This window comes from Streptomyces sp. NPDC014734 (assembly GCF_043083325.1).
GTDB lineage: Bacteria > Actinomycetota > Actinomycetes > Streptomycetales > Streptomycetaceae > Streptomyces.
Map to the genome: position 1 here is coordinate 313,367 of NZ_JBIBYN010000007.1, position 23,176 is coordinate 336,542.

The window sequence follows — 23,176 nt, forward strand, 5'->3', positions numbered from 1 at the left end:
TCGCGGTGGGAGTGGGCTCCGGGGGCTGCACGTCGTTGTCGCCGGGGCGAGGATGGGGTTGTCGGCCGGGGCGCGTACCGCGGACCGGTGCGGGTGGAGTCTCGTGGTGGCCTGCGGTGGTCGGGGCCGAAGACGGGCGCCGCGCTCGGTGCGGACGCAAGGCGCCCGGGGGGGCGCGTCCAGCGGTTCGGGCGCGGTGTTCCTCCGGGAGGAGGCGTGATGGTGTTCTTCATGGATCGTCGTGACGCCGGCCGACGACTTGCCGACCGGGTGCGGCACCTGCGGGGCGAGCCGGTCCTGGTTCTGGGGCTGCCCCGTGGCGGGGTGCCGGTGGCTGCCGAGGTCGCCAAGGCGCTGGACGCGCCACTGGACGTGTGTCTGGTGCGGAAGCTGGGAGTGCCGTACCAGCCGGAGCTGGCCATGGGCGCGATCGGCGAGAACGGTGTGCGGGTGGTCAATGACGAGGTGGTACGCGCGGCAGGGGTCTCGCCGGACGAGTTCGCGCGGGTCGAGGCCCGTGAACACGCGGTGCTGGAGGAGCGGGCGCGGCGCTACCGGGGGAACGGGCGGTCGGCGGAGGCGGCGGGCCGGACGGTGCTCGTGGTGGACGACGGCGTGGCCACCGGTTCCACGGCACGGGCGGCCTGCCGCATCGTCCGGGCCCGTGGGGCGGCGCGGGTGGTGCTGGCAGTCCCGGTGGCGCCGGAGGGCTGGACGGGGAGGCTGGGCGGGGAGGCGGACGAGTTGATCTGCCCGGAGACACCGAGGGATTTCTACGCGATCGGACAGTTCTACGCAGATTTCTCCCAGGTCGACGACGGTGAGGTGATCGCCTGCCTCGAACGGTCGGCCGTAGACCGTCCGGGCGGGGACGCCTCGGCCGCCGGACCGCAGGTAGGGGGGCAGGAGGCCGGGGATCGGGAGGCCGCGGACCTGGAGGTGGTCGTGCAGGCCGGTGCCGTGCGCCTGCAGGGGCGACTCACCGTTCCGAGGGGCTCCGCCGGAATCGTGCTCTTCGCCCACGGCAGCGGCAGCAGCCGGAACAGCCCGCGCAACCGGTTCGTCGCCGACGGGCTGAACCGCGCCGGGCTCGGCACTCTGCTGTTCGACCTGCTCACCGAGGGTGAGGAGGGTGATCGGGCCAACGTGTTCGACACCGCCCTGTTGTCCGGACGGCTGGCGGACGCCACCGAGTGGCTGCGCGCCCGGCCCGAGGCCGAGGGCCGGGCGCTGGGCTACTTCGGGGCCAGTACGGGCGCAGCCGCCGCGCTCGGAGCCGCCGCGAAGCAGTACGGGCGGGTCTCGGCGGTCGTCTCGCGCGGCGGCAGGCCCGATCTCGCCTGGGCGTCTCTGCCCTCGGTAACGGCTCCCACCCTGCTGATCGTCGGCGGCTGCGACCGTGCGGTGCTCGAACTCAACCAGCAGGCGCAGGAACGCCTCCGCTGCGAGAACGGGATCGCCGTCGTCCCCGGTGCCACTCACCTGTTCGCGGAGCCCGGCGCCCTGGAGGAGGTCACGGCGTTGGCCCGTGACTGGTTCGTCGACCACATGGCCCCGACCGCCCACGCGGCTCCGGTCTGAGAACGTGCGAGTGGGTTCGGGGGCCCGGAAGCTCGGGAGTTCGGGAGTTCGGGAGCCCGGGAGCCCGGGAGCTCGGGAGCTCGGGAGCTCGGGAGCTCGGGAGCTCGGGAGCTCGGGAGCTCGGGAGCTCGGGAGCCCGGGAGCTCGGGAGTTCGGGAGCCCGGGAGCTCGGGAGTTCGGGAGCCCGGGAAGGGGTTCGGCGTCATGTGTGAGGGGCTGGTGACCCTGTTCCTCTGCGGTGACGTGATGCTGGGCCGCGGCATCGACCAGATCCTGCCGCACCCCGGTGACCCGGCACTGCGCGAGCCCTGGGTGCGGGACGCCCGCGACTACGTGGCACTTGCCGAGACGGTCGCCGGACCCGTCCCCCGACCGGTCGGTTTCACCTGGCCCTGGGGGGCGGCGCTCGGCCTCCTGGACGAGGTCGCCCCCGACGCCCGGATCATCAACCTGGAGACCTGCGTCACCCGGGGAGGAGTGTTCGCCCCGGGGAAGGGGGTCCACTACCGCATGAGCCCGGACAACCTGCCGTGTCTCGCCGCCGTCCGCCCCGATGTCTGTGTCCTGGCCAACAACCACGTCCTGGATTTCGGACGCCGCGGGCTCACGGACACGCTCGCCGTCCTGACCGGCGCCGGGCTGCGGACGGCGGGTGCGGGACGGACCGCGGACGAGGCGCGGCGACCTGCGGCCGTCCCGCTGCGCGGCGGGGGCCGGGTGCTGGTGTTCTCCTGCGGACTGGCCTCCAGCGGTGTCCCGCACGGCTGGGCCGCCACCGGCGACCGGGCGGGCGTGGACTTCGCGGCCGAACCGTCCGACGCGGTGGCGGCACGGATCGTCGACCGTGTGCGTCGGATGCGGCGGCCCGGCGACATCGTGGTGGTGTCCCTGCACTGGGGGCCGAACTGGGGATTTGGCGTGTCGCGGGACGAAGTCCGTTTCGCGCACGCACTCGTGGACGGTGGGGTGGATGTGGTGCACGGCCACTCCTCGCACCATCCGCGACCGATCGAGGTCCACCGGGGGAGGCCGATCCTGTACGGGTGCGGCGACTTCGTGGACGACTACGAGGGGATCGGCGGTCATGAGCGCTACCGCGACGACCTGCGGTTGCTGCACCTCGTCACGGTGGAGGCCGACACCGGCACGTCGGTCGACGTGCGCATGGTTCCCTTCCGGGCGCGGCGGATGCGGCTGGAGGGGGCGTCGGACGAGGACGCCGAGTGGTTGCGCACGGTCCTGGAGCGGGCCGGTCGCCGCTTCGGCTCGCGGGTGGATCGTGATCGGGACGGGGCGCTCGTGCTTCGGCTGCCGGTGGGTGGCTGCGGTGGACGGGGGCATGGGCGGGGGCGGGGGCGAGATCCGGAAGGGTGTTGAGGGCCCGGCCGCCGGGTCGGGTCGCGACGCCCGCCGTGCCATCCGCCTGCCATCACGGGGCCGGAAGCGGGCCAGTGGTCGGTGGTCGGCGCGGGCGGCCCCGGCCGCGGCGCCCTACACGGCAACGGCGAGAAGCACGAAGGCTGCCAGGGACAGCACGGTCCGGACGCGGTGGAGGGTGTTCCAGCGGGCCTCGAACACCTTGCGGGCCCCGGTGTCGTCGCCGCCCTCGGACGTCGCGAGCGCCTTGTTCAACGGGATGTTGCCGACGATCGTGACGAGGTGGCTGCCAAGAGCACAGGCCAGTGCCGCCCCGGCCCATGCCCGGTCGGCACCGCCGCCCCCGCCGTCCGCCCCGCCCCCCGCCACGACCACGGCGGCCGGGAAGGCGATCACGCCGACGAAGAGGGCGAGGAAGAGCGGGCCGGGCACCTTCTCGTTGAAGCGGCGCATCGCGTCCGCGAACCGCTCGTCCGGCAGTACGGCGATACCCGGCATGATCGCGATCAGAAACGTCAGCAGGAATCCTGCGTAGAGGCCGGTCGTGATGACGGCAAGCGCCAGGAGCAGGGAGGACATGGCCCACATCATGGCCTCGGAGAACGCGCCGCACGGCCGGTTTCCGCACACGCGCCCGAAGTCGGGGTGTGTACGCGCCTGGAGTCCGGTGTGTTCACCCGAGGTCTGGTGTGTCCCCCGGATTCGGTGTGTCCGCCCGGGGTCCGGTGTGCACACCCGCCCGAGACCGGTTCGCCGGAACGCGCACGACGGGAGACGGGGCCTGTGCGCACGCCCCCGTCGGAGCGGGCGCACAGGCTCAGGACACGATGTCCTTCCGGCCGAATCCCCGGAACGCGAACGCGAACAGGATCAGGGCATAGGTCACCGAGATCGCCGCTCCCTTCACCATGCCGCCCCACTCCAGTTGCGGCTGGAGCGCGTCCACCCAGGCGAACTGCCAGTGCGCGGGCAGGAACTCGCGCCAGGAACCGAGGGCGGTGACGGCGTCCAGGACATTGCCGACGATGGTCAGTCCCACCGCCCCGCCGACCGCTCCCAGCGGGGCGTCGGTCCTTGTCGAAAGCCAGAACGCCAGTCCGGCGGTGACCAGTTGGGACACGAAGACGAACGCGACGACGAGCGCCAGCCGGATGACGGCCGTCGAGCCGTCGAGCGCGCCTCCGGTCGGAAGCTCCAGTGGGCCCCAGCCGTAGGCGACGGCTCCCGAAACCAGCGCGACGAGCGGCAGGAGCACCATCGCGGCCAGGCTGAAGCCGAGGGCCACCACGAGCTTGCTCCACAACAACCTCGCCCGTGGCACGGGCGCCGCCAGCAGGTATCTCAGTGAGGACCAGCTCGCCTCGGAGGCCACCGTGTCGCCGCAGAACAGTGCCACCGGGACCACGAGCAGGAACCCGGCGGAGACGAACAGGCAGGTCGCGGCGAAGTTCGCGGCGGATGCGGTCGCGGTGTCCATCAGGGTGAGCCGGCTCGCTCCGCCACTGCGCGAGGACGGGGTGCCGCCGATCGCGAACGCGGCGATCAGGACGAACGGCAGCGCGACCAGCACCCCGCCCATGAGCAGCGTGCGGCGCCTGCGCAGTTGGCGCACCGCCTCGACGCGCAGCGGCAGGGTGCGCCGTGCTCGGTAGCCGAGGGCCTCCGCAACCCCGATGTCCGTGGCGCTCAGTCCAGTTCCGGTTCCAGTCACTGTTCCAGTTCCGGTTCCCACTCCTTCTCCGGTTCCCGCTCCTGTTCCGGTTCCCGCTCCTGTTTCCGTCTCGATTCCGGTTCCTGTTTCCGTCTCGATTCCGGTTCCTGTTTCCGTCTCGATTCCGGTTCCTGTTTCCGTCTCGATTCCGGTTCCGGTTGCCGTCTCGCTTCCGGTTCCTGTTCCGGTTCCTTTCTCGGCTCCTGATGTGGTTTCTGTTCCTACTGCCGATTCTGCTTCTGTGGCGTCGCCCGCGGCACTCATGCGGAGCCTCCGGAGATCAGGGTGAGGAACGCGTCCTCCAGGCGTCGGTGCGGTCCGACGCCCGTCAACGGCACGTCGAGTCGGACCAGTTCGGCGATCAGCTCGGGCGTGGTGGCCCCGTCGAGGTGTACCAGCAGTCCGCGGCCGTCCTCGGAGCGGGCCGCCGAGCCGATCCCCGGCAGCGCGGCGACCTTCTCCACGAGGGGATCGGTCAGGTCGTACGCGGTGCTGACGAGCAGCGTGTCGCCGGATCCGGTGATCTCGGCGACCGGGCCCGCCTGGACGAGCCGGCCGCGGTCCATGACCACGAGATGGGTGCAGGACTGCTCGACCTCGGAGAGGAGGTGGCTGGAGACGATGACGGTCCGGCCGCCGGCCGCGTACCGGATCATCACGTCCCTCATCTCGCGGATCTGCGGCGGGTCGAGCCCGTTGGTCGGTTCGTCGAGAATGAGCAGGTCCGGCATTCCGAGCATGGCCTGGGCGATGGCGAGCCGTTGCCGCATGCCCTGTGAGTACGTGCGCACGGCGCGGGCGAGTGCGTCACCGAGCCCGGCGATCTCCAGGGCTTCGTCGATGCGGGCGTCCTCGGCGGGCCGGCCGGTGGCCCGCCAGTACAGCTCCAGGTTGGCGCGCCCGGGCAGATGCGGAAGGAATCCGGCGCCCTCGACGAACGAACCGACGCGGGACAGTACGGGCGCTCCCGGCCGGACGGCGTGCCCGAAGACGCGGATCTCGCCGTCGTCGGGTGCGATGAGGCCCATCAGCATGCGCAGGGTGGTGGTCTTGCCCGCGCCGTTGGGCCCGAGCAAGCCGAGGACCTGCCCCTTCTCGACCCGGAAGGTCAGCTCCCGCACGGCGTATCTGTCGACGTAACCCGCGGAACCGCCGGACTTGGCGTACTTCTTCGACAGGTTGGTGATCTGGAGGGGCACCTCGGCGAGTGCGGGATCGGGCGCGGGGGCCGCGGTGCGGCGGCGGGCGGTGAGCAGGAGCAGCGCGGCGATCACCGCGGCGGCGGCCGGAAGGCCCCAGGTCCACCACGGCAGGGTGGCCGCCGCGGTTCTCAGTCCGGGAGCGGTGGGGACGGTGAGGGGTCCGGCGGTGGTCACGGTGTAGGTCGTCGGTTCGGCCGGTGAGGCGTATCCGAGGTCGGTGGCGGAGAGGACCAGGCGGAGCCGGTGCCCGGTGTCGAAGCGGTGGTCGACGGCGGGGAGGGTGAGGGACACCGGTCGGCCCTGACGGTCCGGGGTGATCCGGAAGGGGGCGACGAGTTGTGCGGGCAGGACCTGCTGTTTTCCGTCCGGCGACACGTCGTACACCTTGCCGAACAGCACGGCGTCGCCCTGGTCCGCCTTCACGTTCACCCGAACCGTGGGCGAGCCGGTGACGCGCAGCGGTTCGTCCAGTGGCGCCGAGTCGAAGCCGGCGTACTGCCCGGGAACGTCCATCGAGAGGCCGACGCCGAGCGACGAGAGCCCGGAGAGCCCGCCGCCGACGCCCGGCACTGCGGAGACGCTCGGTGGGTTGGCCCCGGCGGGATTACGGAATGTCTGCGTCCGCAGTCCGAGGTCGATCGTTCTCCCTCCGGCGCCCAGCCCCGGGTACGTGGCACTGCTCGCCCCGCGGGTGCGGGCGGCGCCGTCGGTGGAGTCGATGCCTCCGGTCCGGGTGACCCGGAATCCGGGTCCGGTGCCGGTGGACTCGTCGCCCTTGAGGTACCGGTCGAACCAGTCGGTGATCCGCTGCCGTACCCGGCCGGTCTCCGGGTCGCCGCCGTCGTGCCCGCCGGCGATCCAGTCGACGGCGACCGGTGCGCCGTTGCCGCTGATGGCCCTGGCCATGGCATCGGCCTGGCCCAGCGGGAAGAGGGAGTCGGACTGGCCCTGGACGATGAGTGCGGGCACCTCGATGCGGTCGGCGACGGCGCTCGGCGACCGCTCGGCGAGCAGCGCACGCGCGGCCTCGTCCGGCTTCCCGGTGACGGCGATCCGTTCGTACATCGCGCAGATCTGTTTCTCGAACTTCTGGCAGCCGCCACCGGAGGTGACGAAGATCCCGGCCCAGAGCTTCTTGAACACGCTGTCGGGGAACAGCGCGTCGGCAAGGTTCCAGTAGGTGATCTGCGGGGCGATGGCGTCCACCCGCTTGTCGTAACCGGCGGCGAGGAGCGAAACGGCTCCGCCGTAGGAGGCCCCGGTGATCCCGACCCGGGGATCGCCCTCGGCGTCGAGCCGCACCTCGGGCCGGTCGGCGAGCCAGTCGATCAGCCGGGACACGTCCGCGACCTCACGGTCGGGGGCGTTGAGCGAGATCTCTCCGCCCGACTTCCCGAACCCCCGGGCGGACCAGGTCAGCACGGCATACCCGGCGGCGGCCAACTCCTCTGCCTGCGCCCGTACTTCGTCCTTGCTGTTGCCGAAGCCGTGCCCGACCAGGACGGCCGGCCTGCGTTCCGTGCCGCCGGTGGTGAAGTAGGAGGTGTCGATCGACACCCCGTCGACTCGCATCATCCGGTCCTGGCGGTGCACGGCGGGGCCGCTGTCGTCGGCCGCGGCGGTCCAGGTTCCCACTCCGGCCAGCACGGCGAGCGCCGCGATGCCCGCGGTCCATCGGCCGCGCCCTCGGGGCATCAGCCGCCGCCATCGGGACGTACGAGGGTCGGGGGTTCTGCTGGTTGCCGCCATGGTTCCCGAGCCTAAGCGGTCGGCCGTCCCGGACGGACAGTCATCAGGACGGATTCCCGGGCCTCCTCGGGGTGTACGGCTCCGGCCCGCCGTACTCCGTACGCGGTACGAAGGCCCCGAGCGGGTGCGGGTCGCCGGATTGCGGCAGTCGTCGCCAGGCGGCCCCCGGCCGGATCCCGACCGGATCCCGACCGGGCCTCGACGTGACCCCGACCGGACTTCGACCGGATCTCGGCCGCGACCGGTGTCTTGACCGGATCTCGACCGGATCGCCGCCCGATGACCCTCCGGCCGAATCACGTCCTCTTCCCCCCCCCCAGGCACTCTTGTCATGAGCACCTACAAGCGGTCTACTCGCATAGATCTGTGTGGCCACCGGCTTCGTCGTCCGTCATCCGTCGTTCTTCGTCCGCCCGTCCGTCGTCTGTCGTTCGCCCGTCCGTTGTCGTTCGCCGTTCGCCGTCCGTCGGTACGCACGTCCTCACCGCGCCGTCACCCCACTCGTCAGCAGGAGATCCCCGTGAGTGCATCCACACCTCTGCGCACCGCCCTGATCGGCGTCGCCCTGGCCTCGACCGCCCTTGTCCCGCTTCAGGGCACCGCGCTGGCGGCACAGGCCGAACCCGTCGGCGCGGCCACTGCCGCACCCTCGGTGTCCGGCATAGAGAAAGCCACCGCACTCGCTCTCGCCAGATCCCTGGCCGATCCGGCGTGGAGCGGAGAGGTCCGAAGAGCCGCCCTGGGATCGGACACGGTGGGCCTCGGAGAACTGACCGCCGACGCCACCGCCGCGGCGGGCCGGAAACTCGCCGCGCGCCTCGTCAGGGCCGACGAGGACGTCGCCGCCGCCAAGGGCCTGTCCGGCCGGGCCGGTTCGTTGTTGCGGCTCGGCCTGGCGGACGCGTCGATGAGGAGCCGGCTCGCCTCGGGCACGGCTCCCTTGGTGGCAGCCGCACCGTCCGACGACGACGCCTCGACGTTCACCGCGTACGACAGCAGTGGCACGGCCCACGAACTGGCCCTGGACTCCGCGCCGGACCGGCCCGTCTATCTCGTCGACGTCGACGGCGCGAAGGCCGTCGCCGCGGGTCTGGACGTCATCGACAAGGCGCTGGAGGCCAAGGGGCTGAACGCCCCCGCCCGGACCTCGGCGGTCAGTGCCACGGCCGCCGCGGCGGGCATCGACACCACCCGGATCGACTCGGTGCGGATCGCCGACGTCAAGGAGCCGTTCTTCAAGGGTGACGCCGAGATCTTCACCCTCGTCACGGGCTTCGGCAAGGACGGCAAACCGCGCGTCGACACCGTCGACATGCCCTACCTGAACAAGGAGAACACGACCTACTACCCGAACCAGGTCCTCGTGAACTGGGCCAACTACAAGTACGACATGGCCGACGCGGTCATGATGGAGGACGACGGCGACACCAACTACCAGGCCCTGGCCAAGGCGATCGTCGCGGTTCTGCTCACCATCACCGACCAGGGCGCGTACATCCCGCTCGCCGACGCGTTGCTCGACGCCGTCCCCACCAGTTGGTGGACCGACGACCCGGATTACGTCGACTCCTGGTACACCCTCGCCAGGACGACCAGCGGCACGCGCAACGGCGCCGCGGGCAACGGCTGGATGAGCGTCTCGCCGTACCACGTGTCGGAGCTCTGAGAACCTGTCGGGTGACCTTCGGCCGGAAGGCGGACGGGGCGGTGGGTGCGATTCCAGGGCGCCGGGATGGCCCGGTGGCGGAGCCGCTCGGTCGTTCCGGCAGCACCAAAAGCGTGCGTGCCAGGACGTTGCCGCCCGGCCAGAGGCCTCCCGACAGGCCCTGAGTCATCCGCGCCGCCCGTCCCTCCCCCCGCGGGCACCGGGCGGCGCCGGACCGCACCCGTCGGCGCGTACGCGACGCGCCCGGCGACACGACCCGCCGAAACGGATCGCAACGAGGTCCACGGACTGGCACTCTGCCCCCCATGAAGCATGCGGAAGCACTACTCATCGGCGGGCGCGCGGGCGTGGGGAAGTCGACCGTGGCCTTGGAGGTCTCGGCGCTGCTGCGGGCCGCCAGGACGGCGCACACGGTCCTGGAGGGCGATCTGATGGGCCAGGTCCACCCGGCACCGGAGAACGACCCGCACCGGGCCGCGATCACCGAGCGCAACCTGACGGCGGTCTGGGCGAACTTCGCGGAACTCGGGTACCGGCGGCTGATCTACACCAACACGGTGAGCGTGCTGCCCGAATCGGCGGCGATGTTCGAACGCGCGATGGGCGCGGACGTCCGGATCATCCGTGTGCTGCTCACCGCCTCCGACACCACCACGTACGGCCGGCTCGTGGGCCGCGAGATCGGTTCGGAGCTGGACGGCGAGATGGCCAACAGCGTCCGCAAGGCCCGCCTCCTGGACGAACGTTCGCCCGCGGACACGATCAGGGTGGCCACGGACGGAAGGAAGGTCACGGACATCGCGGGTGAAGTACTGAACGCGACGGGGTGGTGAACGGGACGGGGTAGTGAACGGGACTGGCTGGTCAACGGGACGGGCTGGTCAACGGGCGGGGCTGGTGTACGCGATCGAGTGTTGAGGCCTGCGGTCCCGGTGAGGCCGGTGGCTCCGGTGAGGCTGGTGGGTCCGGTGGCTCCGGTGGCTCCGGTGGCTCCGGTGGCTCCGGTGGCTCCGGTGAGGCTGGTGGGTCCGGTGGTCCCGGTGGGTGGCGGGCCCGACGGGGCCACCGGCTCCGCGACCGCTCACATGGTGTTGACGATGAGTCCGATGTGGGTGAAGTAGTTGAGTCCGCCGAAGAACAGGAAGGCGATTCCGGCAAGCCCCCAGACGACGCCGATCACCGGGCTCATCCAGCTCCTGGGGCGCCGCAGTGCGAACGGGAAGAGGAGCGCGCCGATGCCCACGAGGACGTACAGCCCGGACATGAAGCTGGCCTCCAGGATCGGCCACTTCGCGAACTCCCCCGAGATGGGCTCCTCCGGCGGTGCCGCGAAAAGGGTGTACTTCCAGCCCGCGGCGGCGATCCCGAAGCAGGCGAGCCCCATGCCGAAGACGAATACGGAGAGGGGCGAGGCGACGCGCGCCGTACGGACGACGCGGTCGTCGCCGAGAAGTTCGGCGCCGCGTTTCCACAGGTAGAACGAGGCGGCGAGCAGGAAGACGCCGAAGGCCAGAGCGGGTTCGCCGAAGATGACGTTGTCGAACGGGAAGCCCTGTCCGGCGAGTGGCCAGGTCAGCGTCATGTGGAGACCGGTGGTGACGAGGGTGAAGCCGAGGGCGCCGAACGCCAGCGCCCAGCCGTCGGGTGTGGTGGTGCGCCCGGGGGTCAGGAGCTGACGTCCCAGCGCCACCACGAGCAGCAGTCCGGCGCCGGCGGCCACCGACATGATCGTGTTGTACGTCGGCATCCTGGTCCAGTCGATCTTCAGACCGGATGCGGCGAGCGGCATGACATGCTGAATCATGCGCGGAGCGTAATGCCCCATATGGGCATTATTGGGGATTTCCCTTCCGCCGAGGGCTTCCTCGTCGAGGGCATCCCGTCGAGGGCTTCCTCGCCGGGGGCTTCCCCGCCGGGGGCTTCCTCGCCGGGGGCTTCCCCGTCGGGGGTTTCCGTAGGGTCTCCCTCTTCGGTCCTCGGGTCAGACGGACGTGGCCGTCGGGAGCGGCGCCTCGCCCAGCGGGTAGGGCGCCTCCTGCGGCAGGAGTCCGGCCGCGTCGTCGAGCCGCCCGGCCTTCACCTGTGCGTGGATCCGCCGGGCGAGCGGGGTGACGTCACGGATCGAAACCGTCCACTCGTCCGCGTAGCACCGTGACGCCTCACCGGAGAGGCCCAGTTGCAGGGACCGGTACGGCAGCCGTTCCAGGCGGAGGTCGCGCTCCGGGTCCCACTGGACGCGGGCGGGGCTCCGGCGCAGCCGCTGCTGCCAGGTGGTGCGGTCGGGGTGAACCCCCCGGACGTAGTGGGAGAGTTCGGAGTGGGCGAGGGCCCAGTCGAAGCCCTCGCGGGTGATCTCGACGGCCAGGACGGTCTCCTGCCCCTCCTTCGAAGCCCAGCCGCAGCGGTACATCATCCACAGGAAGCTCGGCTTGATCCATGTCATGCGGTCGCGCTTCCACACGTCCGGGAAGCGCCCGTCGCGCACGGCGGGGAGGCCGATGAACGGGGCGTACGCCTGGTAGACGGTGATCGTGGTGTCCGTGTACTGGGCGCGGATCTCGTGCGATGGCCTGGTCGGAGCGGTCATGCCCTCATCAGAGCACCGGGCGGACCCGTGGGGCGAGCGAGTTACGGCGGGCCGGGCGTCCGGAAGCCGCGTCACCGACAGAGCCTGACATTCGTCATACGGACCTCGGTACACGCGGCCCTGCCGGGCGCCCCGCCCCGGCGGCGAGTCTGTACGTATCGAGAGCGGGGCAACGAAGGCGCCCCGCCGACACGGGAGAGGAACCCGTCATGAGCAGCACGACCGCCGCCGCCCCGGTCATCGCCACCGCCGTCCCGGCCGGTCCGCGCGGGGCGGCGCTGCTCAACAGCGTGCTGCCGCTGCTGGTGGACGTGGGGGTGCCGCTCGTCTCGTACTACGCGCTGAAGGCGGCGGGCCTGAGCACCTTCGCCGCGCTGGCGTGGAGCAGCGTGGTGCCGGCCGTCCGCACCGCCTGGGGGGTGTTGCGCGGGCGTCGGCTCAACGGGCTGGCGGCGCTGATGGTGACGGTCAACCTTGTCGGTCTGCTGACGAGCCTGATGGTCGGTGACCCTCGGCTGATGCTCGCCAAGGACAGCGGGGTGAGCAGCATCGTCGGCATCCTCATCCTGGTGACCGTGTGGAGGGGACAGCCGATGATGACGGCGGCGATGCGCCCGTGGCTGGTCAAGGGGGACGCGGCCAAGGACGCCGCGTGGTGGCGGCTCGCGGCGGGGTCGGAGGCGTTCCGCCGGGCGGAGACACGGTTCTCGGCCGTGTGGGGCGCGGCACTGCTGGGTGAGTGCGTGGTGCGGACGGTGGGCGCCTGCACCGTGCCGGTCGACACGATGGTGTGGCTCGGCACCGTGATCATGGTGGCGACGATGGTGTGCGCGTTCCTGGTCTCGGGGCGGGTGGGGGCCGTTCCGATGGCGCGGATGCTCGCCGAGGAGGTCCGGCGGGACGGCGTCGCGGACACCACGCGCTGACGCCGGGGCCTCGGGGCACCGGGCGCCGGGGACCGAAGGAAAAAATCGCGGAAAGGGCAGCGGGGCGGAATCGCGGAAAGGGGAGCCGTCGTGGCTCCCCTTTCCCCGTTTTCTGCTGGGCTCCGGTCCCGGACCGGAACAGCCCTCGGCGAGATCGCTCAACCCGGACGCCCCACTCAGTAGGCGGAGTTGACGTTGTCGATCGAACCGTAGCGCTGGGCGGCGTAGTTGGCCGCGGCGGCGATGTTCGCGACGGGGTCGTAGACGTTCTTGGCGGTACCGCCGACGTGGTACGCGTTGAACGTGGGGTCGATGACCTGGAGCAGGCCCTTGGACGGGATGCCCTTGGCGGCGTTGGAGTCCCAGTTGTTGATGGCGTTGGGGTTGCCGCCCGACTCACGCATCAGGTTGCGGTGGATGCCCTCGTACGTGCCCGGGATGCCCTTGGCACGCATGACCTCCAGCGCCTGCTTGATCCAGGTGTCCACGTTGCCGCCGGTCGCCTGGGTGGGAGCCGCGGGTGTGGCGGCCGAGGCGGACGGGGCTCCGGCGACGGTACCGGCGACGATCGCGGCACCGGCGGCGAGCATGCCCAGCGAGGCCTTCTTGGCGCCGGTCATACGGGCGAACTTCTGGGACATCGCGGTGATCTGCATTCGGTAATTCCTCTTCCGTCGGGGGGTGATGCCAAGAATTGTTATTCGACGAGGAAATCCGGGTCAATAGCCCCCTTTTACTAAAGGGGATCGTACATGGCTCCGGAAATGAACCGGCAGGACACGAGAAAGACGGCAGGCAGCGCCGGAAATGGCTACTACCCTCGACCATAGTGACCGCCGTCACGTGGTCCACCGCACACCGCAATCCCACCAAATCACCATATGAGTGGCGCCCGTCACGTGGCCTGCGCCACAAATGAGAGAGCCGAATTACCCCACGTATGGGAAGAAAAACGCAGCGCATCCACCTCCCGTCGGCACATCCCCCCGGACGCACCGTGTTTCCCTCCGGCACGTTCCGGAAGGCATCCCTCGGCCCGGATCCGGACCTTCTTACCCGCTCCCGCTCCAGGACCTGCGGAGCCGGAATGCGGCGACGGCCCGCCCGGACGCGGGGGATGCGTCCGGGCGGGCCGTCGGGGGAGGGCCGGCGGGGAGAACCGGCAAGGAGGGGCCGGCGGGGAGGGCCGGCCCGTGAGCGGGACCGCTGTGCCGAGCGGTGGGCGACGAGCGGTGGGCGGGGCGGCGGATCAGTGGTTGCGGGGGAAGCCCAGGTCCACACCGGTCGGGGCGTCGGCCGGGTCCGGCCAGCGGGTGGTGACGACCTTGCCGCGGGTGTAGAAGTGCACCCCGTCGTTGCCGTAGATGTGGTGGTCGCCGAAGAGCGAGTCCTTCCAGCCACCGAAGGAGTGGTAGCCGACCGGCACCGGGATCGGCACGTTGACGCCGACCATGCCCGCCTCGATCTCAAGCTGGAAGCGGCGGGCGGCGCCGCCGTCCCGGGTGAAGATCGCGGTGCCGTTGCCGAACGGTGAGGCGTTCATGAGGGCGACGCCCTCCTCGTACGTGTCGACGCGCAGCACGCACAGCACCGGGCCGAAGATCTCGTCCTTGTACGCGTCCGAGTCGGTGGACACGTTGTCGAGGAGGGAGAGGCCGATCCAGTGGCCGTTCTCGAAGCCGTCGACGGTGTGGCCGGTGCCGTCGAGAACGACATCGGCGCCCTGGGCGGCGGCGCCGGTGACGTAGGAGGCGACCTTGTCGCGGTGCGCGGCGGTGATCAGCGGGCCCATCTCGGACGCCGGGTCGTTGCCGGGACCGATCTTGATCTTCTCGGCGCGCTCCTTGATCTTGGCGACCAGTTCGTCGCCGATGGAGCCGACCGCGACGACCGCGGAGATCGCCATGCAGCGCTCGCCCGCCGAGCCGTACGCCGCGGAGACGGCGGCGTCGGCGGCGGCGTCGAGGTCCGCGTCCGGCAGCACCAGCATGTGGTTCTTCGCCCCGCCGAGTGCCTGGACGCGCTTGCCGTTGGTGGAGGCGGTGGTGTGGATGTAGCGGGCGATCGGGGTGGAGCCCACGAAGGAGACCGCGGCGACGTCCGGGTGGTTCAGCAGGCCGTCGACGGCGGTCTTGTCGCCGTGCAGGACGTTCAGCACGCCGTCCGGGAGACCTGCCTCGGCGGCCAGCTCGGCCAGCAGGTTCGCGGCCGACGGGTCCTTCTCGCTGGGCTTGAGCACGAAGGTGTTCCCGCAGGCGATGGCGAGCGGGAACATCCACATCGGCACCATGGCCGGGAAGTTGAACGGGGTGATGCCCGCGACGACGCCGAGCGACTGGCGGATCGCGGAGACGTCGACCCGGTTGGAGACCTGGGTGGACAGCTCGCCCTTGAGCTGGGTGGTGATGCCGCAGGCCAGCTCGACGATCTCCAGACCGCGGGCCACCTCGCCCAGCGCGTCGGAGTGCACCTTGCCGTGCTCGGCGGTGATCAGCGCGGCGATGTCGTCGCGGTGGGCGTCGAGCAGCGCGCGGTAGCGGAACAGGATCGCGGTGCGGGCGGACAGCGAGGACGTGCCCCAGGTGGCGTAGGCGTCCTTGGCGGCGGCGACCGCGGCGTCGACCTCTTCGAGGGAGGCGAGCGCGACCTGGGTGGTGACCTCACCGGTCGCCGGGTCGGTGACCGGGCCGTAGTTGCCCGACGCGCCCTCGACGGTCTTGCCACCGATCCAGTGGTTGACGGTCTTCATGACAGGAACTCCTTCAATGGCGTCTCGAACGACGTCTTCGGTGGCGTCTTCGGTGGCGTCTTCACGGTCGCGTCTTCACAGGTGGCGACGTCGGTCGGCGGCATGGCGGTCGTAGGTTTCACGGGCTTCCACGGCCGGTGGCCGGGTGGCCGTTTCGGCTACGGGCACATCCCACCACGCCTGTGCCGGAGGGGGGCCCGACACTGTGTCTGGCGTTTCGGTCTCGACGTAGACACAAGTGGGGCGGTCCGTCGCGCGTGCCTCGGCGAGGGCTTCGCGCAGGTCACGCACGGTCTTGGCACGCAGCACCCGCATGCCGAGCGAGCCGGCGTTGGCCGCGAGGTCGACGGGGAGCGGCGGGCCGGTGAAGGTGCCGTCGGCGGCGCGGTGGCGGTAGGCGGTGCCGAAGCCCTCGCCGCCGACCGCCTCGGAGAGGCCTCCGATGGACGCGTAGCCGTGGTTCTGGAGGACGACCAGCTTGACCGGGAGTTCCTGCTGCACCGCGGTGACGATCTCGGTGGGGTTCATCAGATACGTGCCGTCGCCGACCAGCGCCCAGACGGGGCGGGCGGGGGCGGCCAGCAGGACCCCGATCGCGGCCGGGATCTCGTAGCCCATGCAGGAGTAGCCGTACTCGACGTGGTACTGGTGCGGGGAGCGGGCCCGCCACAGTTTGTGCAGGTCGCCGGGGAGCGAACCTGCCGCGTTGATCAGGATGTCGTCCTCGGTGACGATGCCGTCGAGCAGACCCAGCACCTGGGCCTGGGTGGGGCGGGCGTGCGGGTCGTGGGCGGTGAACGCGTCGGTGACGCGCCGCTCCCACTCCTCCTTGGCCTCGGTGTACTCGGTCTCGTAGGCCGGGTCGACTCGGTGGTGGCGGGCGGCGAGCGCGGCGGTGAGGGACTCCAGGGCGCTGCGGGCGTCGGCGACGAGCGGGAGCGCGCCGAGCTTGTGGGCGTCGAAGCCGGTGATGTTGACGTCGAGGAAGCGGACCGCCGGGTTCTGGAACAGGGTGGCGGAGGCGGTGGTGAAGTCGGACCAGCGGGTCCCGATGCCGATGACGAGGTCGGCGGTGCGGGCCAGGTCGTCGGCGGTCCCGGTGCCGGTGTGACCGATGCCGCCGACATCGGCGGGATGGTCGTGGCGCAGCGAACCCTTGCCCGCCTGGGTGGAGGCGACGGGGATGCGGGTGGCGGCGGCGAACGCGGCGAGGGTCTCCTGCGCACCGCTGTACCGCACCCCGCCACCGGCCACGATCAGCGGCCTGCGGGCGCTGCGCAGGGCCCGCACCGCGCGGTCGAGTTCGTACGGGTCGGGGGCGGGGCGGCGCACGTGCCAGACGCGCTCGGCGAAGAACTCCTCCGGCCAGTCGTATGCCTGGGCCTGCACGTCCTGCGGCAGCGCGAGGGTGACCGCACCGGTCTCGGCCGGGTCGGTCAGGGTCCGCACGGCCTGGAGCGCCGCCGGGATCAGGGCCTCGGGACGGGTGACCCGGTCGAAGTAGCGGGAGACCGGGCGCAGGCAGTCGTTCACCGAGATGTCTCCCGCGTACGGGACTTCGAGTTGCTGGAGCACGGGGTCGGCGGGCCGGGTGGCGAAGGTGTCGCCGGGCAGCAGGAGGACGGGGAGACGGTTGACGGTGGCGAGGGCGGCCCCGGTGACGAGATTGGTGGCGCCTGGGCCGATGGAGGTGGTGACGGCGTGCGCGGAGAGCCGGTCCGACTGGCGGGCGTACCCGACTGCGGCGTGCACCATGGCCTGCTCGTTTCGGCCCTGGAGGTAGGGCATGGCCCGGCGGTGCTCGACGAGTGCCTGGCCGATCCCGGCGACGTTGCCGTGGCCGAAGATGCCCCAGACGGCGGGGATCAGCCGCTGCCGCCGGCCGTCGCGTTCGGTGTACTGGCGGGTCAGGAAGGCCACCAGGGCCTGGGCGGTGGTGAGTCGGCGGGTGCTGCTGCTCATGAGTGGGCCTCCTCCGTCCGGTACAGCGGGAGCCTGGGATCCGTCGGTTGTGAGGGCCAGGTGTCGCGGATCCAGGCGTGGTCGGGGTGATCGGTGATCAGCCACTCCCGCTCCCCCGGGCCCGCCATGACGTTGAGGTAGTACAGGGTGCGGCCGGGGGCGGCGATGGACGGGCCGTGCCAGCCGTCGGGGATCAGGACCGCGTCGCCGCTGCGGACCTCGGCCAGGACGTCCGCCCCGCCGGGCCGGGACGGCGACACCCGGTGGTAGCCGAGGCCGTCGTGCTCCACCTCGAAGTAGTAGATCTCCTCCAGCACCGACTCGGCGCCGGGGCGGTGCTCGTCGTGCTTGTGCGGCGGGTAGGACGACCAGTTGCCGCCGGGGGTGAGGACTTCGACGGCGATCAGCCGGTCGCACGCGAACGTGTCGGCGGCGGCGAAGTTGTTGACCTGCCGGGAGCAGTTCCCGGAGCCGCGCAGTTCGACGGGTACCTCCGGCGCGGGGCCGTAGCGAGCGGGGAGTCGTCGCTCGCACTTCGCTCCTGCCAGGGCGAAGCGGCCTCCTGCGCCGGAGGCGATCTGTGCGTGGGCGTCGCGCGGTACGTAGGCGAAGTCGGATACTCCACTGAACACGCTTTCCCGGCCCAGCAGTTCAAAGATCTCACCTGAGGTGTGCACCGTACAGCCACCGGTCAACGGCAGCACGATCCACTCGCTCCCTCCGGTGACGAGTGTGTGAATTCCGCCCGGCCCCAGTTCGATTACGCGCAGGCTCGACCGGTCCCATCCGGCCCGCTCCGGCGAGATGTCCAGGGCGTAGGGGCCGTCGGCCGCGCTCCCGGCGGGAAGGTGGTACCGCTTCTCGTCGTACGTCGTCATGTCCACTCCCTACCCGGAAGCCGCTTCCGTGCCCAGCCCCGTTTCCCACCCCGGTCCCTGCCCCTGCCTCGGTCCCGGTCCCGGTCCCGGACTCGGACTCGATCTACGTCCCGGTCCCGTTCTCCCGCCGCGGTCCCCGGCCACGGCGCCCGCGGCAAGAACGGCCTCCACCTCGTACGGGAACGGCATGGCGGACGAGCACGCGAGCCGGGACGCGACGATGGCCCCTGCCGCGTTGGCGTACCGCATGACGCGTGCGACGTCCCAGCCTGCGAGCAGCCCGTGGCAGAGCGCTCCGCCGAAGGCGTCCCCGGCGCCCAGCCCGTTGACGACCTCGACGGGCAGCGGCGGCACGTCGGCCACCGAGCCGTCCCGGTGGACGGCGAGCACGCCCTTGGGCCCCTGTTTGACGACCGCGAGTTCGACGCCCGCGGCGATCAGGGCACGGGCGGCCTCATGCGGTTCGCGTTCACCGGTCGCGATCTCGCACTCATCGAGGTTGCCGACGGCGACGGTGGCGTGGGCGAGCGCCTCGCGGTAGCGGGCGGCGGGGCCGGGGCGGGAGCAGGGCCCGGAGGCCGGGCGGGAGGCGACGGCGGAAGGGGCGGCGGGGTCCTCCTCGGCGTCCCAGAACATCGGGCGCCAGTCGAGGTCGAAGACGGTGATGCCGCGGCGGTCCCGGGCGCGCAGCGCGGCGAGGGTCGAGGCCCGGCTCGGTTCGGCGCACAGCCCGGTGCCGGTCATCCAGAACACCCGGGCGGACCGGACCGCGTCGAGGTCCAGCTCAGAGGCGCGGATCTCCAGATCGGGCGCCTTGGGCCGACGGTAGAAGTAGAGCGGGAAATCGTCGGGCGGGAAGATCTCGCAGAAGGTGACCGGGGTCGGATACGTGTCGACCGGGGTCACCCACCGGTCGTCCACCCCGAACTTCCTCAGTTGCAGGTGGAGATAGTCCCCGAAGGGGTCCCGGCCGGTGCGCGTCACCAGAGCCGTCCGCCGGCCGAGCCGGGCAGCCGCCACGGCGACGTTGGCGGGCGAACCACCGAGGAACTTCCCGAACGTCTCGACGCGAGCGAGGGGCACACCGGTCTGCAAGGGGTAGAGATCCACCCCGATCCGGCCCATGGTGATCACGTCGTACGGCTCAGGGGGCTGAGGCATGCGCGTCCCTTCCGACCGGCGACGACGGTTGTTCCCGGGGCCCCCGTGACGCCCGGTGGTCCGGCCGATTACGGGGCGGCCCTCAGGTCTATCCGCCTCCTGAGACCCTGTCAACGCTTTGTCCGGACATAAGGACGAATGATTGACAGGGTTCGCGGGGGCCGGGAGCCTGGACGGCATGACCTCCTCCTCCGCAGCGGCTCCGTCCCGTATCCGCGTCGGTTCGGCACCCGACTCGTGGGGGGTGTGGTTCCCCGACGACCCGCGGCAGGTGCCCTGGCGGCGTTTCCTGGACGAGGTGTCCGAGGCGGGTTACGAGTGGATCGAGCTGGGCCCGTACGGCTATCTCCCGACCGACCCGGCCCGCCTCGCCGACGAGACCGCCCGACGCGGACTGGCGGTTTCGGCCGGCACCGTCTTCACCGGATTGCACCACGGACCGGGCGTATGGGACCGGACCTGGGAGCATGTCGCGGGCATCGCGGCACTCACCCGGGCGATGGGCGCCGCGCATCTGGTGGTCATTCCGGCGTTCTGGCGCGACGACCGGACGGGCGAGGTCCTGGAGGACCGCGAACTGACCGCGGAGCAGTGGCGCGACCTCACCGCTCAGACGGAACGGCTGGGCCGGGAGGTGCGGGACCGGTTCGGGCTGCGCGTCGTCGTCCATCCGCACGCCGACACCCACATCGACGGGGAGGCGAACGTCAGCCGCTTCCTCGACGCCACCGATCCCGACCTGGTCTCGCTCTGCCTCGACACCGGCCATTACGCGTACTGCGGCGGCGACAGCGTCGAGCTGATCCGGACCTACGGCGAACGGATCGGCTATCTGCACCTCAAGCAGGTCGATCCGGAGGTCCTGGCCCGGGTGGTGGCCGACGGGGTGCCGTTCGGGCCCGCCGTGGCCCGCGGCGTGATGTGCGAGCCGCCGGGCGGGGTGCCCGCGCTGGAGCCCGTACTGGCCGCCGCCCGCGAACTGGACGTCGACCTCTTCGCCATCGTCGAACAGGACATGTACCCCTGTCCGCCCGACAAGCCGCTCCCCATCGCCCGCCGCACCCGGGACTTCCTTCGCTCCTGCGGCGGCGGCCCACGACGGGCCCCGGCTGCCTCCGACGGACCGACCGGCTCCGTGACGTGACGTGACGTGGCGTGCGTGACGTGGCGTGCGTGACGTGGCGTGCGTGACGTGGCGTGTGGTGGCACGGGATGACGTCCGGTGACACGAGAGGACGTGACGCGCCGCGGCCCGAGGTGACGTGACGTGACGTAGTGGCGGTATCCGGTGTTGTCCTCGGCAAGAGGACGGCGGCGCCCGGCTCCGGCCGAACGTCGCCCGCCGCACCCCACCGCACGAGGAGCACAACTCTCCATGATCCGGAAAATGCTGTCGTCCCCCGGGACGGCCGGAACCACCGCCCTGGCAGCAGTCGCACTGTCCATCGCCCTCGCCGTCGCCCCGACCGCCTCGGCCGACGACGCCCACAACCCGCCGCCCCCGCCCGGCTCCAGCCCGGTCTGCGTCTTCTACGACGGCGACGAGCCGACCGTGTACGGCGACCGGGGTGACCGGGTCTCCGAGGTGCAGTGCATCCTCGCCAACCGGCACTACCTGCCGTGGTCCGCGCTCGACGGACGGTTCGGGCCGCAGACCTTCCTCGCCGTACAGCGTTTCCAGGCCGATCACCCGCCGCTGGCGGCCGACGGAATGGTCACGGCGGCCACCTGGTCGGCCCTCTGGCACGCGGGCCCGAGCCGCACCGCCCCACTCCCCTATCCGCCCAGGTGACCCCTCCCGCCGCCCCGCTCCCCCGAATGCCCCACGGCACGGCGCGCGACACGGAAATGGGCCCCGCAACGCTCGCTTCATACCCCCTAGGGGTATAGTGTGATGAGTGTCGGGCCCCACCGGACCTGCCGGTACCCGGCCGCCGCGCCGTCCCGTACCCACCCGGCACGGGGCTGCGCGGCAAGCGAAGTCCACGTCGTAGAGGAGAAAACACCATGACCGCCGCCGAGACCCAGCTCCCCCAGGCCAACGGCTCCTGCTGCTCGCCCAGCGGCTCCTGCCACGACGGCGCCGCCGACACGGCCGCGGGCGCGGTGACCACCGTCTACCAGGTGTCCGGCATGACCTGCGGGCACTGCGAGGGCGCCGTCTCCGAGGAGATCTCCGGCATCGACGGCGTCACCTCGGTGAAGGCCGTGGCCTCCACCGGCCAGGTGACCGTCGTCTCCGACACCCCGCTGTCCGAGGAGGCCGTGCGCGCCGCGGTCGACGAGGCCGGCTACGAGCTCGTCGGCCGGGCCTGAACACCACCGAGCACCCGCACCGCCCCGTGCGCACGCCGGGCCGGACCGACCAGCGGATACTGGTGGGGTACGGCCCGGTCGGTGTTTCAGGAGTTCGGACATGCACAGCACGACAGCGGCGGGGGCCCCGACGGCGGAGGATTCCCGCGCCGAACTCGCGATCGGCGGGATGACCTGCGCCTCCTGTGCGGCCCGCGTCGAGAAGAAGCTCAACCGGATGGACGGGGTCACCGCCACCGTCAATTACGCGACCGAGAAGGCCCGGGTCTCCTTCGGGCCGGAAACCGAGCTCTCGGACCTGATCGCCACGGTCGCCAAGACCGGTTACACGGCGCGGCCCGTAACGCCCGCCGAACCACCGCCGCCGGCCACGGACGCGGCCTCCGGGCCCGGCGTCACACCCGCGGCCCCGTCCGCGGACACCGACGCCGGCCCCACAGGTCCGGCCCCCACCGGCGATTCCGGTCCCGCCCGCGACGCGGCCGACTCCGAACGCGATGCCACCGGCGCGCTCGCCGCGCTGCGCCGAAGACTGATCGTTTCGGCCGTCCTCGCCACCCCCGTCGTGCTGCTCGCCATGATCCCGGCCCTCCAGTTCGACTACTGGCAGTGGCTCTCCCTCACCCTGGCCGCCCCGGTCGTCGTCTGGGGCGGGCTGCCCTTCCACCGCGCCACCTGGACCAACCTCCGGCACGGCGCGGCCACCATGGACACACTGGTCTCGATGGGCACCCTCGCCGCCTTCGGCTGGTCCCTGTGGGCCCTGTTCCTCGGTGACGCGGGCATGCCCGGAATGCGGCACGGATTCGACTTCACCGTCACCCGGGAGGGAGCGGCCTCCACGATCTACCTGGAGGTCGCCGCGGGCGTCGTCACCTTCATCCTGCTCGGCCGCTACCTGGAGGCCCGGGCCAAGCGGAAGGCCGGTTCCGCCCTGCGCGCACTGTTGCGCCTCGGCGCGAAGGACGTCACCGTGCTGCGGGACGGCAGGGAGGTCCGCGTCCCCGTCGGCCGACTCGCCGTGGGCGACCGCTTCGTCGTCCGGCCCGGCGAGAAGATCGCCACCGACGGAACGGTCGCGGAGGGCACGTCCGCCGTGGACGCGTCGATGCTGACCGGCGAGTCCGTCCCGGTCGACGTGGGCGTCGGCGACCCCGTCACCGGCGCCACGGTGAACACCTCCGGCCGACTTGTGGTCGAGGCGACCCGGGTCGGCGCCGACACCCAGCTCGCCCGGATGGCGAAGCTCGTCGAGGACGCGCAGAACGGCAAGGCCGCCGCCCAGCGCCTCGCCGACAGGATCTCCGCCGT

General features: G+C 71.5%; 19 protein-coding genes. 9 read left to right on the forward strand and 10 right to left on the reverse strand.

What is annotated here, in order from left to right:
• The first annotated feature begins 222 nt into the window (after positions 1-222).
• Positions 223-1,581 (forward strand): phosphoribosyltransferase family protein, encoded by a 1,359-nt coding sequence (locus ACF1CT_RS14820; protein WP_391784229.1) that lies wholly within the window; start codon positions 223-225, stop codon positions 1,579-1,581.
• 204 nt (positions 1,582-1,785) lie between these two features.
• Entirely contained in the window at positions 1,786-2,958 is a 1,173-nt protein-coding gene (locus tag ACF1CT_RS14825; protein WP_391784199.1) for a CapA family protein, read from the forward strand.
• A 114-nt stretch (positions 2,959-3,072) separates the two neighbouring features.
• On the opposite strand, the gene ACF1CT_RS14830 is transcribed toward ACF1CT_RS14825, so the two are convergent.
• From ACF1CT_RS14830 to ACF1CT_RS14840, 3 genes are all read right to left on the reverse strand, one after another.
• Positions 3,073-3,537 (reverse strand): DUF1772 domain-containing protein, encoded by a 465-nt coding sequence (locus ACF1CT_RS14830; protein ID WP_391784200.1) that lies wholly within the window; start codon positions 3,535-3,537, stop codon positions 3,073-3,075.
• A 238-nt stretch (positions 3,538-3,775) separates the two neighbouring features.
• Positions 3,776-4,669 (reverse strand): ABC transporter permease, encoded by an 894-nt coding sequence (locus ACF1CT_RS14835; RefSeq protein WP_391784201.1) that lies wholly within the window; start codon positions 4,667-4,669, stop codon positions 3,776-3,778.
• A gap of 260 nt (positions 4,670-4,929) precedes the next feature.
• Positions 4,930-7,566, reverse strand: coding sequence for an alpha/beta fold hydrolase (locus ACF1CT_RS14840; RefSeq protein WP_391784230.1), 2,637 nt, complete (start codon positions 7,564-7,566; stop codon positions 4,930-4,932).
• A 574-nt stretch (positions 7,567-8,140) separates the two neighbouring features.
• On the opposite strand from ACF1CT_RS14840, the gene ACF1CT_RS14845 reads away from it, so the two are divergent.
• Positions 8,141-9,286 carry a DUF3103 family protein gene (locus tag ACF1CT_RS14845; RefSeq protein WP_391784202.1) on the forward strand — a complete coding sequence of 382 codons (1,146 nt, stop codon included), beginning with the start codon at positions 8,141-8,143 and terminating at the stop codon, positions 9,284-9,286.
• Positions 9,287-9,591: 305 nt separating this feature from the next.
• A complete protein-coding gene (locus ACF1CT_RS14850) occupies positions 9,592-10,119 on the forward strand; it encodes a hypothetical protein (protein ID WP_391784203.1) in 528 nt (175 codons plus the stop codon).
• A gap of 248 nt (positions 10,120-10,367) precedes the next feature.
• Here the strand turns inward: ACF1CT_RS14850 and ACF1CT_RS14855 are convergent, their stop codons facing one another.
• Positions 10,368-11,090 carry a DUF981 domain-containing protein gene (locus ACF1CT_RS14855; RefSeq protein ID WP_391784204.1) on the reverse strand — a complete coding sequence of 241 codons (723 nt, stop codon included), beginning with the start codon at positions 11,088-11,090 and terminating at the stop codon, positions 10,368-10,370.
• A gap of 177 nt (positions 11,091-11,267) precedes the next feature.
• On the reverse strand, positions 11,268-11,873 hold the full coding sequence (locus ACF1CT_RS14860) for a DUF4291 domain-containing protein (protein ID WP_391784205.1): 606 nt from the start codon (positions 11,871-11,873) through the stop codon (positions 11,268-11,270).
• Positions 11,874-12,082: 209 nt separating this feature from the next.
• Here ACF1CT_RS14860 and ACF1CT_RS14865 point away from each other — a divergent pair, with 209 nt between their 5' ends.
• The gene (locus ACF1CT_RS14865; protein ID WP_391784206.1) at positions 12,083-12,799 is read left to right on the forward strand and encodes a VC0807 family protein; all 717 of its coding nucleotides are present in this window, start codon (positions 12,083-12,085) and stop codon (positions 12,797-12,799) included.
• 176 nt (positions 12,800-12,975) lie between these two features.
• Here ACF1CT_RS14865 and ACF1CT_RS14870 read toward each other — a convergent pair whose 3' ends face one another.
• The 5 genes from ACF1CT_RS14870 to iolC all read right to left on the reverse strand — a co-directional run bounded on the left by ACF1CT_RS14870 (position 12,976) and on the right by iolC (position 19,549).
• Positions 12,976-13,455, reverse strand: a complete 480-nt coding sequence (locus ACF1CT_RS14870; RefSeq protein ID WP_391784207.1) for a transglycosylase SLT domain-containing protein — start codon at positions 13,453-13,455, stop codon at positions 12,976-12,978.
• Positions 13,456-14,048: 593 nt separating this feature from the next.
• On the reverse strand, positions 14,049-15,548 hold the full coding sequence (gene mmsA / locus ACF1CT_RS14875) for a CoA-acylating methylmalonate-semialdehyde dehydrogenase (protein ID WP_391784208.1): 1,500 nt from the start codon (positions 15,546-15,548) through the stop codon (positions 14,049-14,051).
• Between the two features lie 75 nt (positions 15,549-15,623).
• Positions 15,624-17,510, reverse strand: coding sequence for a 3D-(3,5/4)-trihydroxycyclohexane-1,2-dione acylhydrolase (decyclizing) (gene iolD, locus ACF1CT_RS14880; RefSeq protein WP_391784209.1), 1,887 nt, complete (start codon positions 17,508-17,510; stop codon positions 15,624-15,626).
• A complete protein-coding gene (gene iolB, locus ACF1CT_RS14885; protein WP_391784210.1) occupies positions 17,507-18,388 on the reverse strand; it encodes a 5-deoxy-glucuronate isomerase in 882 nt (293 codons plus the stop codon). Before iolB ends, iolD begins: the two co-directional genes overlap by 4 nt.
• 9 nt (positions 18,389-18,397) lie before the next feature.
• Positions 18,398-19,549: a 5-dehydro-2-deoxygluconokinase gene (gene iolC / locus ACF1CT_RS14890; protein WP_391784211.1), complete on the reverse strand. Its 1,152-nt coding sequence runs from the start codon at positions 19,547-19,549 to the stop codon at positions 18,398-18,400.
• Positions 19,550-19,727: 178 nt separating this feature from the next.
• Between iolC and ACF1CT_RS14895 the strand changes: the two genes are divergently transcribed.
• The 4 genes from ACF1CT_RS14895 to ACF1CT_RS14910 form a co-directional block, all read left to right on the forward strand.
• Positions 19,728-20,693: a sugar phosphate isomerase/epimerase family protein gene (locus ACF1CT_RS14895; protein ID WP_391784212.1), complete on the forward strand. Its 966-nt coding sequence runs from the start codon at positions 19,728-19,730 to the stop codon at positions 20,691-20,693.
• A 231-nt stretch (positions 20,694-20,924) separates the two neighbouring features.
• Positions 20,925-21,341, forward strand: coding sequence for a peptidoglycan-binding protein (locus ACF1CT_RS14900; RefSeq protein ID WP_391784213.1), 417 nt, complete (start codon positions 20,925-20,927; stop codon positions 21,339-21,341).
• Positions 21,342-21,556: 215 nt separating this feature from the next.
• Positions 21,557-21,865, forward strand: coding sequence for a heavy-metal-associated domain-containing protein (locus tag ACF1CT_RS14905; RefSeq protein WP_391784214.1), 309 nt, complete (start codon positions 21,557-21,559; stop codon positions 21,863-21,865).
• A gap of 100 nt (positions 21,866-21,965) precedes the next feature.
• Positions 21,966-23,176: heavy metal translocating P-type ATPase (locus tag ACF1CT_RS14910; RefSeq protein WP_391784215.1), on the forward strand; the 1,211-nt coding region annotated here is incomplete at its 3' end.